We start from the raw sequence: 400 nt of genomic DNA, 5'->3' as shown, positions 1-400 counted from the left end.
AACATACACCATTATACAGAAAATAGGCGTATGTTGCAAGACTTATTTAAAATATGCATGGTTTGCACACTTTTTATATTATACAGGGGTTTTTATTATTTATCAAGGACCTATCATAAATGGTAGCTTTCATGACGACTTAGTGTACTAGCGAATAATGACGGCTCCTCAATATGCGGGGTATGAGCTGAATTCTCAAATTGAACCCAGCGCTTTTCGGGCGCCACGAGTTCTTGATAATACTGTTTCGATATTTCAGCTGGAACAATTAAGTCATGTTTCCCTGAAATGAAAACACACGGTACTTTAATAGAAGGAACAGATCTAAATGCATTAAACCTGTACAACTCATCTGTTAAATGTTTTTTGCTGAAGCGCAGTCCATTGAGGACGCTATGAA

At 37.0% G+C, this 400-nt stretch carries 1 protein-coding gene; it reads right to left on the bottom strand.

Annotated features, from left to right (window positions below):
• Positions 1 to 113: 113 nt before the first annotated feature.
• On the bottom strand, positions 114 to 400 hold a 287-nt coding region (locus tag RVS70_RS23000; protein WP_321135056.1), incomplete at its 5' end, for an alpha/beta hydrolase.

Source organism: Virgibacillus sp. M23, assembly GCF_034190895.1.
In the GTDB taxonomy this organism is placed as follows: Bacteria; Bacillota; Bacilli; order Bacillales; family Amphibacillaceae; genus Virgibacillus; species Virgibacillus salarius.
Note: the sequence above shows the minus strand (reverse complement) of the source record. Positions and strands in the feature narration are given on the sequence as shown.